Source organism: Streptomyces longhuiensis (assembly GCF_020616555.1).
GTDB classification, from domain to species: domain Bacteria; phylum Actinomycetota; class Actinomycetes; order Streptomycetales; family Streptomycetaceae; genus Streptomyces; species Streptomyces longhuiensis.
Window position 1 is genome coordinate 6,832,548 of the sequence record NZ_CP085173.1, and the last position, 12,724, is coordinate 6,845,271.

8 protein-coding genes and 1 pseudogene are annotated in these 12,724 nt (G+C 73.3%); 5 read left to right on the forward strand and 4 right to left on the reverse strand.

Annotated features, from left to right (window positions below; all coding sequences use genetic code 11):
• Nucleotides 1-212: 212 nt before the first annotated feature.
• The gene (locus tag LGI35_RS31465) at nt 213-5,129 is read right to left on the reverse strand and encodes an ATP-dependent helicase (protein ID WP_227297670.1); all 4,917 of its coding nucleotides are present in this window, start codon (nt 5,127-5,129) and stop codon (nt 213-215) included.
• Nucleotides 5,130-5,239: 110 nt separating this feature from the next.
• On the opposite strand from LGI35_RS31465, the pseudogene LGI35_RS31470 reads away from it, so the two are divergent.
• The 3 genes and pseudogenes from LGI35_RS31470 to LGI35_RS31480 form a co-directional block, all read left to right on the forward strand.
• Nucleotides 5,240-5,995, forward strand: a pseudogene (locus LGI35_RS31470) (AraC family transcriptional regulator); the annotation flags it as partial.
• Between the two features lie 113 nt (nt 5,996-6,108).
• Nucleotides 6,109-6,930, forward strand: coding sequence for an AzlC family ABC transporter permease (locus tag LGI35_RS31475; protein WP_376569846.1), 822 nt, complete (start codon nt 6,109-6,111; stop codon nt 6,928-6,930).
• Nucleotides 6,927-7,235 (forward strand): AzlD domain-containing protein, encoded by a 309-nt coding sequence (locus LGI35_RS31480; protein ID WP_227297675.1) that lies wholly within the window; start codon nt 6,927-6,929, stop codon nt 7,233-7,235. The genes LGI35_RS31475 and LGI35_RS31480 overlap by 4 nt, the downstream gene beginning before the upstream one ends.
• A gap of 163 nt (nt 7,236-7,398) precedes the next feature.
• Here LGI35_RS31480 and LGI35_RS31485 read toward each other — a convergent pair whose 3' ends face one another.
• Both LGI35_RS31485 and LGI35_RS31490 read right to left on the reverse strand, forming a co-directional pair.
• Nucleotides 7,399-8,700, reverse strand: coding sequence for an MFS transporter (locus tag LGI35_RS31485; protein ID WP_227297676.1), 1,302 nt, complete (start codon nt 8,698-8,700; stop codon nt 7,399-7,401).
• Nucleotides 8,700-10,103 (reverse strand): alkyl sulfatase dimerization domain-containing protein, encoded by a 1,404-nt coding sequence (locus tag LGI35_RS31490; RefSeq protein ID WP_227297677.1) that lies wholly within the window; start codon nt 10,101-10,103, stop codon nt 8,700-8,702. Before LGI35_RS31490 ends, LGI35_RS31485 begins: the two co-directional genes overlap by 1 nt.
• Nucleotides 10,104-10,267: 164 nt before the next feature.
• Between LGI35_RS31490 and LGI35_RS31495 the strand changes: the two genes are divergently transcribed.
• Nucleotides 10,268-11,452 (forward strand): PucR family transcriptional regulator, encoded by a 1,185-nt coding sequence (locus LGI35_RS31495; protein ID WP_227297678.1) that lies wholly within the window; start codon nt 10,268-10,270, stop codon nt 11,450-11,452.
• Nucleotides 11,453-11,471: 19 nt separating this feature from the next.
• On the opposite strand, the gene LGI35_RS31500 is transcribed toward LGI35_RS31495, so the two are convergent.
• Entirely contained in the window at nt 11,472-12,425 is a 954-nt protein-coding gene (locus LGI35_RS31500; RefSeq protein ID WP_227297679.1) for a hypothetical protein, read from the reverse strand.
• A gap of 80 nt (nt 12,426-12,505) precedes the next feature.
• On the opposite strand from LGI35_RS31500, the gene LGI35_RS31505 reads away from it, so the two are divergent.
• Nucleotides 12,506-12,700, forward strand: a complete 195-nt coding sequence (locus LGI35_RS31505) for a DUF3046 domain-containing protein (RefSeq protein ID WP_116509123.1) — start codon at nt 12,506-12,508, stop codon at nt 12,698-12,700.
• Nucleotides 12,701-12,724 lie beyond the last annotated feature (24 nt).

Below are 12,724 nucleotides of genomic sequence, written 5' to 3' on the forward strand. Positions count from 1 at the left end.
GGGTCAAGGGTGGCACGGGGCGCTGCGGTGGGGCGGTCGGCGTGGGGTGGCATGGCGGGGAGGCGGCGAGGGGTGGGCCGGTGCCGGTTCGGTGGGATGTGGTGGGGAGGGGGCGGTGCGGGCTCGGGGTGATGTGCGGGGGTGTGGGAAGGGGGCGGTGCGGGCTGGGGCATGCGGTGGTTGGGGTGGGCGTGTTCGGCGACGGGTCGGGGTTACGCGCGCAGGCGTAGGCCCCGCGGGGTTGCGTGGAAGCCCGCTGCTTCCAGGAGGGACGAGAACGGGGAGGTCAGAGCGGCTGAGCCGTTGATCCGCTCCACGGTGATCGTGCCGAGGGAGCCTGCCTTTGCGGCGTCGGCCAGTGCCTCCGCCGCGGCGGGCAGCCGGGAGTCCTCGGCCACGTCGACGGCGGTGAGCGCGCCGGCGTCGCCTTCGGATGCCGGCCAGGCGAGCAGGGTCTTGCCGCCGCGCTCCATGTAGAGGGTCAGCTCGCCGTCGACGAGCACGACCAGGGAGCCCGCCTTGCGGCCCGGCTTGTGTCCGGCGCCGGTGGGGGAGTCGGGCCAGGGCAGGGCCGCCCCATAGGCGTTCGCCGGGTCGGCGGCGGCCAGGACGACGGCTCTGGACGCGGCTTTGCGGCCGCTCGGGGCGCGACCGGCGCCGGGACTGTAGCCGGGTCCGGGTCCGGGGCTGGGGTGACCGGATGCGGGCCAGGCGTCGTGTTCCGCGAAGTCCGGGGGGAAGTCCGGGACGGCGCTCGGGGGAAGGTCCGGGGGGAAGCCCGGGACGGCCTGTGGTCCTGTGGCCGAGGGCCATGAGGGGTCCCAGGCCGCCGACGGGTCGGTGGCTGGGTTCGCGGGCGGGCCTGCGTAGGGGTCGGGCGGGGCGTCGCCGCGGTCGCGGGCGTTCGCGGCCGCGCGCAGGCGGTCCACCGCGCCGTCCATCGCGAATTGCGCGGCGCCGAGGCCCTCGACGACGTACCCCCGCCGAGCCTGGCCGCTCTCCTCGAAGGCGGACAGGATGCGGTACACCGCGGAGAAGCCGCCCTCCACGCCCTCCGCGGCGACGGCGCCCCGGGTCACCACGCCGTGCCGGTCGAGGAGCGTGCGGGCCAGGGCGTGGGCGCGCACCGTCGGGTCGGGGTCGACCGTGGGCAGCAGCGACCAGCGGCCCGCGACGGTCGGCGGGCCGGATCGGGAGGCGGTCCGCGCGGCGGCGGTGAGGCCTCCGTAGCGCCCGCGCGGGATCGCGCGGCGGGCGCGATGAGCCGTGGATCCCGCGGTGCGGCCCGACCCCAGGAGCGAGCGCATCGGGGCCAGTGTGTCGTTGGTGAGCCGCCCGGACCAGGCCAGATCCCAGAGCGCGTCCGCCAGTTGGGGATCGGTGGATTCAGGGTGCGTCGTCGCGCGGACCTGGTCGGCGATCTGACGGAAGAACAAGCCGTAGCCACCGGAGAGCGTGTCCAGGACGGACTGGTGGAGAGCGGTGAGCTCCAGCGGGTGCGGCGCGGGGAGCAGGAGGGGTGCCGTGTCGGCCAGGTACAGGGAGACCCAGCCGTCCTTGCCGGGCAGGGAACCCGCGCCCGCCCACACGACCTCGCCCGACGACGTGAGTTCGTCGAGCATCGCGGGCGCGTAACCCGAGACCCGGGACGGCAGGACGAGCTTCTCCAGGGCGGACGCCGGTACGGACGCGCCTTGCAACTGCTCGACCGCACGCACCAGACCGTCCACACCGCGCAGTCCGTGGCCGCCCAAGTGCTGCCACTGGGGCAGGAATTGGGCGAGGGCGGCCGGTGGTACCGGCTCCAGCTCGTGCCGCAGGGCCGCGAGCGAACGCCGGCGCAGACGGCGGAGGACCGTCGCGTCGCACCACTCCTGGCCGATGCCTGCCGGATGGAACTCGCCTTGCACCACGCGCCCGTTCGCCGCCAGGCGTTGCAGGGCGCCGTCCGTGACCGCCGCGCCGAGGCCGAAGCGGGTGGCGGCCGAGGCGGAGGTGAACGGGCCGTGTGTGCGCGCGTACCGGGCGAGAAGGTCGCCCAGGGGATCCTTGACGGGCTCCGTGAAGGCCTCGGGCACGCCGACCGGCAGCGCTGTGCCGAGAGCGTCCCGCAGTCGGCCCGCGTCCTCGATCGCCGCCCAGTGGTCGGCTCCCGCGATACGGACCCGGATGGCGCGGCGGGCGGACGCCAGCTCCGGGGCCCACCCCGGCTCGGCGCCCCGCTCCGCCAACTCGGCGTCCGTGAGCGGCCCGAGGACGCGCAACAGGTCGGCGACGCCCTCGACGTCCTTGATGCGGCGGTCGTCGGTGCGCCACTGGAGCTCCTGCTCCAGCTCGGCGAGCACGTCCGCGTCGAGGAGCTCGCGCAGCTCGGCCTGGCCGAGCAGTTCGGCGAGCAGCCGCGAGTCCAGCGACAGAGCCGCGGCACGCCGCTCGGCGAGCGGGGAGTCGCCCTCGTACAGAAACTGGGCGACGTAGCCGAACAGGAGCGAGCGGGCGAACGGGGAGGCCTCGGGGGTGGTCACCTCGACGAGGCGGACCTTGCGGGACTCGATGTCACCCATCAGCTCTGCGAGGCCGGGCACGTCGAAGACGTCCTGGAGGCACTCCCGTACGGCTTCGAGGACGATCGGGAACGAGCCGAACTCGCTTGCCACCTGGAGGAGTTGGGAGGCGCGCTGCCGCTGCTGCCACAGGGGGGTGCGCTTGCCGGGGTTGCGGCGGGGCAGCAGCAGGGCGCGGGCCGCGCATTCGCGGAAGCGGGCGGCGAACAGCGCCGAGCCGCCGACCTGGTCGGTGACGATCTGGCTGACGTCGCCCTTGTCGAAGGCGACGTCGGCGGCCCCTAGGGGGGCCTGGTCGGCGTCGTACTCCGAACCGGCCCTGGAGGGCTCCTGGTCCAGGAGGTCGAGGCTCATGAGATCGGCATCGGGAAGGCGCAGCACGATGCCGTCGTCGGCATGCATGACCTGGGCGTCCATGCCGTACTTCTCGCCGAGCCTGGCCCCGAGGGCGAGCGCCCAAGGAGCGTGCACCTGCGCGCCGAAGGGGGAGTGCACGACGACCCGCCAGTCGCCCAGCTCGTCACGGAATCGCTCGACCACGATGGTGCGGTCGTCCGGGATGTGGCCGCAGGCCTCGCGCTGCTCGGACAGATACGCCAGGACGTTGTCCGCGGCCCACGCGTCGAGGCCCGCCGTGAGCAGCCGGAGCCGGGCGTCCTCCGGGGACAGGGAGCCGACCTCGCGCAGGAACGCGCCCACCGCGCGGCCCAGTTCGAGCGGCCGGCCGAGCTGGTCGCCCTTCCAGAACGGGAGTCGGCCCGGGACGCCGGGCGCCGGGGAGACCAGTACGCGGTCGCGCGTGATGTCCTCGATGCGCCAGGAACTCGTACCGAGGGTGAACACGTCGCCCACCCGGGACTCGTAGACCATCTCCTCGTCGAGCTCGCCCACCCGGCCACCGCCCTTCTTGGGGTCGGATCCGGCGAGGAACACCCCGAAGAGGCCGCGGTCCGGGATCGTGCCCCCGGAGGTGACGGCGAGGCGCTGTGCACCGGGGCGTCCGGTGATCGTGCCTGCGATGCGGTCCCACACCACGCGTGGACGCAGCTCGGCGAACGCGTCGGAGGGATAGCGCCCGGCGAGCATGTCGAGGACGCCGGTGAACGCGGACTCCGGCAGCGATGCGAAGGGGGCCGCGCGGCGGACGAGCGCGAGCAGGTCGTCCACCTGCCACGTGTCGAGCGCCGTGATCGCGACGAGCTGCTGGGCCAGCACGTCCAGGGGGTTGGCGGGGATGCGGAGGGACTCGATGGAGCCCGTGCGCATCCGCTCGGTGACCACCGCCGCCTGGACGAGGTCGCCCCGGTACTTCGGGAAGACGACGCCTGTGGAGACCGCGCCCACCTGGTGTCCCGCGCGGCCCACGCGCTGGAGGCCGGACGCCACGGACGGCGGGGACTCGACTTGGACGACGAGGTCCACCGCGCCCATGTCGATGCCCAGCTCGAGGCTGGACGTGGCGACCACGGCGGGCAGCCGGCCCGCCTTCAGGTCCTCCTCGACGAGGGCGCGCTGCTCCTTGGAGACCGATCCGTGGTGGGCGCGGGCGATGACCGCCGGCGCTCCGTTCGCCGCGCCCGAGCCGCCCATCAGCTCGGCCGGTGCGTGGTCCTCGGGGAGGGCCTCGCCCGTCGCCCGCTCGTACGCGATCTCGTTCAGCCGGTTGCACAGGCGCTCGGCCAGGCGGCGGGAGTTGGCGAAGACGATCGTCGAGCGGTGCGACTGGACCAGGTCGGCGATGCGCTCCTCGACGTGCGGCCAGATGGACGGCCGCTCCGCCGCCTGATCGGAGTCGGCGACGGGCGAGCCGCCGAGCTCGCCCAGGTCCTCCACGGGGACGACCACCGAGAGGTCGAACTCCTTGCCGGAGCGCGGCTGGACGATCTCCACCTTGCGCTGCGGCGACAGATAGCGCGCCACCTCGTCGACAGGACGGACCGTCGCCGACAGGCCGATCCGGCGGGCGGGCCGGGGCAGCAGCTCGTCGAGCCGCTCCAGGGACAGCGCGAGATGGGCGCCGCGCTTGGTGCCCGCGACCGCGTGCACCTCGTCGAGAATCACCGTCTCGATACCCGTGAGCGCGTCACGCGCGGCGGACGTGAGCATCAGGAACAGCGACTCGGGCGTCGTGATCAAGATGTCCGGCGGCCGGGTCGACAGGGCGCGGCGCTCGGCCGGGGGAGTGTCCCCGGAGCGAATGCCGACCTTCAACTCGGGCTCGGGCAGTCCCAGGCGCACCGACTCCTGCCGGATACCGGTCAGCGGGCTGCGCAGATTGCGCTCCACGTCGACCGCGAGGGCCTTGAGGGGCGAGACGTACAGGACGCGGCAGCGCTTCTTCGGGTCGGCCGGTGGCGGCGTCGACGCCAGCTGGTCCAGGGCGGCCAGGAACGCGGCCAGGGTCTTGCCGGAACCCGTCGGTGCGACGACCAGCACGTCCGAGCCCTCGTCGATGGCCTGCCACGCCCCGGCCTGCGCGGACGTGGGCGCGGAGAACGCCCCCGTGAACCAACTGCGGGTCGCGGGGGAGAAACCGTCGAGCGGGCTGCGTGCGGACCTGACCATGCCCCCATCGTGCACCTCTCCACTGACAATGGCCCGGACCTGCGCAAACGCTCCGCGCCCGGACCCGGGCGCCGGGCGGCGCAGCCCGCTCTTGGCGCAGAATGGAACACATGGCGGGGTCGGGAACGAAGGAATGGGCCAGGCACTGGCGCTACGAACAGCTGCCGGGCCTCGACCTGCTGCGGGCTCGCTACGTCCGCCACACGTTCCCCCGCCACAGCCACGACGGGTACGTCTTCGGCGCGGTCACCAGCGGCATCGAGGACGTGGGACTGCCGACCGGCACGGTCCACGCGGGACCCGGCACCGTCGTCATGATCAACCCCGAGGTGGCGCACACCGCGCGGGCGGGTGAGCCCGACGGCTGGGCGTACCACACGCTCTATCCGTCGGCCGATGTCATAGCGGAGATCGCCGGCGAGACCACGTCGGTCCGCGGGACGGCCGCGTTCGCCGAGCCGATCGTCAGCGACCCGCACGCGGCCCACCTCATCCGCGAGGTGCACCGCGCGGCGGAGGAGGGCAACGCGCTCGCCGCCGACAGCCTGCTGCGCATCGTGGTCGCCCGGCTGCTGCGCGATCACGGACAGCCCATGGCCGCCCGCCCGATGCGGTCCGCCGGCGCCACGATCGCGGCACGCGCGCGTGCCGTGCTCGCCGAGCGGATGGCGCAGCCGCCGTCCCTGGAGGCCCTCGCCACCGAACTCGGCACCAGCCCGTTCGCCCTGCTGCGCGCCTTCAGGGACGCGTACGGGATGCCGCCGCACACCTGGCTCACCGACGCGCGCGTGCGGGCCGCCCGCCGCCTCCTGGACGGCGGCACGGCACCGGCCGACGCCGCCGTGACGGTCGGCTTCACGGACCAGCCGCACCTCAACCGGCACTTCACGCGGATCGTCGGCGTGCCGCCCGGCGCCTACCAGCGGGAGCGCAAGAACGTACAAGACCCGGCCGCGCGCTCCCTCGTACCGTCACAGGCGTGGCAGAACAGACAACATCCACGGCGATACGCGCCGGATCAGCACGGGACGGGCAAGCAGGGCGGCCCGGCGACGGAAGGCCCGAGAAGGCCGATTCCGCCGTCGTCCGGGACGCGCTCGGCGTCGGCGTCGCCGTCGGACTCTCCGGGTTCGCCTTCGGCGTGACCTCGGCCGGCAGCGGCCTCAGCGTGCTCCAGACCTGCGCGCTCAGCCTGCTCGTGTTCACCGGGGCCTCGCAGTTCGCCCTGGTGGGCGCGATCGCGGCCGGTGGCAACCCGCTCACCGCCGCTGCGGGCGCCTTCTTCCTCGGCGTGCGCAACTCGTTCTACGGGCTGCGCCTGTCCCAGTTGCTCGCCCTCCCGCGCGTGGTGCGCCCCTTCGCCGCGCACTGGGTCATCGACGAGACCACCGCCGTCTCGCTCGCCCAGCCGACGCGTCGCAGCGCCCGTATCGGTTTCACCGTCACGGGGCTGACCCTGTACGTGCTGTGGAACCTCACGACCCTGCTCGGGGCGCTCGGCGCGGAGGCCATCGGCGACACCGACGCCTGGGGGCTCGACGCGGCCGGACCCGCGGTCTTCCTGGCGCTGCTCGCGCCGATGCTGCGGACAGCCACGGAACGGGCCGTGGCCGGGATCGCCGTCATCCTCGGCCTCGGGCTGCTGCCTGTTCTGCCGGCCGGTGTGCCGGTCCTGGTGGCCGCGCTCGCGGCGCCGGCCGTGCTCTACGCGGAGGGGCGCCGGGCGGCACGGCGAGCGACCGGAAAGAACCCACAAGAGGACCCGCGGAAGGCCGACGGCCGACAGGGAGAGGGCCGATGAACATCTGGATCGCGGTCGCGGTGACCGCAGTCGGCTGCTACGCCGTCAAGCTCATCGGGCTCCTCGTGCCCGCCGGTGTCCTGGAACGGCCGCTGGTCCGACGACTGGCGGCATTGCTCCCCGTGGCCCTGCTGGCCGCGCTCACGGCCCAGCAGACCTTCGCCGACGGCACCACGCTCGTTCTCGACGCGAAGGCGGCCGGGCTGGCCGCGGCGGCGGTCGCGCTGATCCTTCGCGCGCCGTTCCTGGTCGTCGTCGCGGCGGCCGTCGTGGTCACGGCCGGGCTGCGCGCCGTCACGGGATGAGCCCTCACGCGCGCGTGGATCCGGGTGGCCTCCATCAGCGTCACCCGTGATGCGGGATGCGTCCCACGCGGGCACGCGGACCCCGGCGGCCCGCCAGCGTCACCCCGGGATGCGGGATGCGCCCCCCCCGCGCGTGGACCCCTTGCGCACCTGCCGCCCCCACTCAGTGCGCCACCGGCACCTGCGGCACCGACCCTGCCGCGGGTTCCGGTAGGCCGAGTCGCCGGGCCGTTGTCTCCGGGCGGCAGAAGAGCGCCGCCAGGCCCCCCGCCGTCACCAGCAGCCCGGCGGTGAGGAGCCACCCCTCTTCGTAGCCGGCCGACACCGTCCGGGCACGGTCCACCATGCCGCCGAGCACGAGGGGCGACAGGATGCCGCCCAGCGCGTAGACGAAGGTCAAGGCGCCGAGGGCGACGCCGCGTTGGGCCGGAGGAGCGATGCGGGCACAGGCCGTGGATGCCACGGTCAGCATCACCATGGCGAGCGCCATGGGGCCGAGCATCAGGGGCACCTTGACCGCCAGGGAGTCCGTCGTGCCGTACACGGCGGTGGCGCAGCCCGCGACGGTGACGAGGAGACCCGCACCGGACCCTGGGGGCAGGCGCCGGGGTGTGCCCTTGCGGGCGGAGCGCCGGGCGATCAGGCCGTGGCCGAGGATGACCGCCCCGTTGGCGAGGGCGCCCAGGCCGACCATCGTGCCCGCCTGGTGAAGGTCCCAGCCGACGACGCTCTCCAGGTAGTCGGGCGCCCACGTCAGCATGGTGCTCATCGACCAGTAGGCGGCGAACGAGCCGAACGCGGCGGTCAGGAACGTGCCGGAGAGCAGGATGGCGCGCAACGGCACTGTGTCCGTCGTGGGCGTCCGCTCCGCGGCCTCGGACGGCTTCCTGGTGAGCGGTGGCGCCAGCGGCCCGTCCGCGCCCCACAGCCGCCAGCAGATGGCCCACAGAAGGCCCGCCAGACCGACGACCCCGAACGACCAGCGCCAGCCCCAGTGCGTGATCACCCACGTGAGCACCGGCGAGGCGACGGCCACCCCGGCCGCCGCGCCGACCAGCAGGACCGCGGTGGGCAGGGCGCGCTCATGCTGCGGGAACCAGCCGTGGACGTGGTGCATGGCGACGGGGGAGGCGGGCCCCTCCGCCGCACCGAGGAGCACGCGCGTGGCCAAGAGCGTGCCGAATCCCGCCGCTCCCCACAGCATCGGCAGTTGCGCCACCGACCACAGCAGCGCGAGCACCAGCAGGAGGGTCGTCGTCCGCACGCGCCGTGTGAGGGCCGAGACGCCGAGCGCGGCCAGTGAGAACAGGGCGAAGAACGCAGACTGCGCCGTGCCGAACTCCTGCCGCGTGATGCCGAAGTCCGCCCGGATCTCCGGGCCCGCGAGCCCGAGCACGGCCTTGTCCGCGAAGTTCACGAGCATGAAGGCGAGCAGCAGCCACGTGGTGCGCCACGCCCTGCTCATCAGCAGCAGCCGTCTTCGTCGTCGACCACACCGACGCTGATCGCCCCTTCGGCCCGCCTGCGTCCCTCAGGGGAGCGCGTCAACTCCGTCTGCACGTCGGTGCCGGCGGCCACGGCGGCCGATTCGGCGGCGGCCCAGTGGAAGACACCCCGCGCCATGGTCGACGTCTCCTGGAGGGCGCGCCGCGCGAACACATCGGCACGCACGCGTGCCACCTCCCGGTCGGCGGGCGCCGCGAGGGCCGCGGTCTCCGCCAGATGCGAGGCGAGGCGCAGCTCCCCGGCGGCGAGCAGCTCGGAGGCACGGAGCGCCAGCGCGGACGCCCCGCCCGCGGCGCGTGCGAACTCGGCCGCGACGTCCGCCTCCGGGGCGGGCTTGAGGTGCGCGGGGTTCTGGTCGTACCAGCCGCCCCACAGGCGCCACAGGTTGCGTACGACGAACTCCGGCTCGTCGTAGGCCGGGTGGAGATACGGCTTCGCCAGCAGCTCTTCGGGGACCTTCACCCCGTGGATGACCGCGTCGAGGCGGTGGCCCGCGTTCATCAGCTCCCTGGTCTGTTCGCACAGCGATTCCAGGAGGCGCGCGGTGTCGTCGAGGGCCTGGTGCACCCGGCGGGAGCCGACGATGGGGACGCCGTGTCCGGGCAGGAGGAGTTCGGCGCCGAGCTCCTGCATCGCGCGCAGGGCGCGCGCCCAGTCCTCCGGATAGCGCTGCACCTTCTGGGGGTTGCCCGCGTTCGGGGTGTTCCAGATGAACAGGTCGCCCGTGCACAACGTCCTGAGTTCCGGGATCCATACGTAGGTGTGGTCGTCGGTCTCCCCGCGCGCGTGCACGAGCTCGAACGTCAGCTCACCGCGCCGCACCGTCAGACGGTCCCTGTAGACGACGTCCGGATAGCGGTACGTGGTGGGCCACTCCAGGGAGGGCACTCCGAACTGCCTGCGATTGATCCAGGAGTTGTAACCCGCCGTCCTGATGTAGCGGTCGAACCGCGCGGGGACGGCCTCGTGGGCGATCACCTCGGGTCGCGGGCCGCCGCTCTCGTCGGCCTCCTGGTCGAAGGGGGTCACCCCGAAGACGTGGTCCAGGTGACCGTGGGTGTACACCACGGAGCGCACCGGTCCCGCCCCGAACCCGGAAACCGCCTCGTGCAGTCGGGCCGCCGTACGGAAGTCGCCCGAGTCGACGAGGACCACGCCGTCGCCCGTGTCGAAGGCGGCCACGTTGGCGAACGCGGGGAAGAAGCCCACGCGGTCACGCAGGCGCACCAGTTCGCTCCCGGAGTACGCGCCCGTCAGATGAGGCAGCAGCGTCTCGGTGCCCTGCCAGACCCGGTCGATGTAGTCGCCGTACGAGCCGTACGCGGAGTGCTGGGCGTGGTCCTGCTCTTTGTGTCCGGTCATGTCCTCGGCTCCTCGTGTGCAGTGCGGTCGACCGCCGTCGGCCACGAGTTTCGGCCCCCGATGTGAGATCGAACACCGCCTCGCGTCACACGTCCCACCCGTGGGTAATGTGACGCGTCACAAACGCAGTGCCCCGTCCATGTCCATGGGGGAATGGAGGAACAGTGGCCCTGTCGCCCGAAGCCCGCTCCCTGGCCGCGCGCTGCGAACCGAGAGTCAACGAACTCGCCCGCCGCATGGCTCGCGAGGCGTTCGAGGAACTGCCCGGGTACGCCGAACTCCCGGATGACGTGAAGGACTTGGAGGTCGCCGCGACCGTCCGGCACGGCGTACGGCTCTTCCTGCGACGTGTCAGCGAGCCGGACCTGGTACAGCCCGGCAGCAACCGGCTGTTCCGCGAGCGCGCCGCCCAGCGGGCCGAGGAGGGCATGCCGCTGCACCTCCTCCTGCGCACCTACGCGCATGGCCTGTACGCCCTGTGGCAGGCCCTGCGCGACGTCGCGGGCCCCGGAGACGAAGGCGCGCTGGTCGAGCTCGTCGACGTACTGCTGCAGTCGCACCCGGGGATCGTGGGCGCCGTGGCCGAGACGTATCTCGACGAGCGGTCCGCCCTGGAGGCCGAGCAGCGGGCCCAGGTCCGTTCCCTGGTGCGCGGCCTGCTCGACGGGATGGTCCCGCCCGGGCACGTCCTCCTGGACCAGCTCGGCCTCGAAGGGCCCGCTCTCGTACTCGCCCTCGGCCTCGACGCGGATCCCGCTGACGGACCGGTCGCCGTGCGGCGCAGGCTGCGTCGGCTGCAGACCGCCCTGGACCACACCTTCGGAGTGGAGGTGCTCGCGCTCCTGGAGGCCGACGGCGGGCGTGTCATCGTGCCCAAGGACTGCTCGGCCCCGGACGATCTGGCCGGCCGTCTCGCCAAGGCCGGCGGGTTCGAGGTCCGGGTGGCCGCCGTGCAGGCGGCAGGCCCCGAGGAGGTGACCGGGGCGGCCCGCACAGCCACCGAGATCCTGCGCATCACGCGCGCGTGCGGCATCCCGCCCGGACTGCACCGCCTGGACGACGTGCTGCTGGAGTACCACCTGTCCCGTCCCAGCGAGACGAGCCACCGGATAGCGGCCCTCCTGGACCCCGTGGCCGGCCGGCCCGAACTCCTGGAGACACTGCGCACCCACCTCGCCCACCAACAGGACCGCAGGGCGACAGCAGCCGCGCTCGGCCTGCACCCCAACACGGTCGACAACCGGCTCGCCCGCATCGGCGAGCAGACGGGCATCGACCTGTCGGCTCCGCGGGGGACGGCGCTCGCCATCGCCGCGCTTCTACTGAGGGACGCGGTCGACGTCACCTGAGGCGTCGCCCACGAAGGCGTCAGCCGATCGGCCGCCCGTACGCCCGCAGCGTGCGCAGCGCCTCGATCGTCACCACGGGGCGCGCCTCCAGCGCGACCACCGGAGCCCACTGGCGCCACCGGATCGGCCACCCGCCGTCGTCCTGCTGCTCGCCCGCGAGGAAGTCCAGCGAGCGCGCCATCTCCTCATCCGTGAACCACGCGCGTGCCAGCGACTCCGGAGCCTTCGCGTAGTCGTGCGGAAGGTGGTGCTCACCCGGCGCGTACCCGGGCGCCACGGGGTACGCCTCAGGCCGCCCGGGATCGAGCAGGGCGAGCCGCTGCTCCCGTACGAGCCGGCCGAGCCGGTCGGCGGCAGCCTCCGCGCGCGGGCGGTCGGGGGCGCCGTCCAGGAAGGCCACGGCCGCCTCGATCTCATAGGGATGGGACTTCTTCAGGGACTCGACCGCGGCCCAGCAGAAGTCGGTCGCCCGGAACAGCCACGCGTGCCACACCTGGTTACGGTGCAGCAGGCCGACGACGGGGCCCGTGGCCAGCAGCTCGCTCGGCGGGTCGTCCACCACCGGCACGAAGGGCGCGCTCGGGTAGCCGCGCTGGCTGGGATGGATCGCCGGGAGAGCGCCGTCGGCGGTCGACACGGAGGTCAGGTAGCGGCACACGCGCTCCACCCGCTGGCCACTGCAGCGGCCGATCGAGTCGAGGACACGCAGCGCCTGCCCGGTGTGCAGGGGCTGGCTCACCGGGCCGCGGAGATCGGGTTCGAGGGCGTGGCCGTAGCCCTCGTCCTCGTTGCGGTAGGCGGAGAGGGCGGTCTCGACGGCGTCTGCGCCCGCCCGGCCCGCGCCGAGGAAGTGGTACGCGAAGCGTCGCTGTTCCAGCACGCGCGCGGTCAGCCAGACGAAGTGCTCGGCACGGGAGAGCGGGGAGGGCGCCGAGCTGGTCTGAGGGAGTGGGGATGCTCCGTTTTCGGCCATGCACCGAACCGTAGGACGGAAAGCGTTCTCGGTGAGCCTTCCGTGCCGGGCTGCACTCTCAGGGGCGGGATACTGGTGTCATGCGGTTGACGGTCTTCTGGCAGCGGATGGCGGATCACTTCGGTCCTGGCTACGCCGACACATTCGCGCGTGATCATGTGATGACGGAACTCGGTGGGCGCACCGTGCACGAGGCGCTCGACGCCGGCTGGGAGGCGAAGGACGTGTGGCGTGCCGTGTGCGGCACGATGAATGTTCCGTCGGAGAACCGCTGACCTGCTCGAACGAGCGGGGGCGGT

What these genes read in the sequence shown, in the direction of transcription:
- LGI35_RS31465 (WP_227297670.1), bottom strand. Translation starts at nt 5,129, where the DNA reads ATGGTCAGGTCCGCACGCAGCCCGCTCGACGGTTTCTCCCCCGCGACC.
- LGI35_RS31480 (WP_227297675.1), top strand. Translation starts at nt 6,927, where the DNA reads ATGAACATCTGGATCGCGGTCGCGGTGACCGCAGTCGGCTGCTACGCC.
- LGI35_RS31485 (WP_227297676.1), bottom strand. Translation starts at nt 8,700, where the DNA reads ATGAGCAGGGCGTGGCGCACCACGTGGCTGCTGCTCGCCTTCATGCTC.
- LGI35_RS31490 (WP_227297677.1), bottom strand. Translation starts at nt 10,103, where the DNA reads ATGACCGGACACAAAGAGCAGGACCACGCCCAGCACTCCGCGTACGGC.
- LGI35_RS31500 (WP_227297679.1), bottom strand. Translation starts at nt 12,425, where the DNA reads ATGGCCGAAAACGGAGCATCCCCACTCCCTCAGACCAGCTCGGCGCCC.
- LGI35_RS31505 (WP_116509123.1), top strand. Translation starts at nt 12,506, where the DNA reads ATGCGGTTGACGGTCTTCTGGCAGCGGATGGCGGATCACTTCGGTCCT.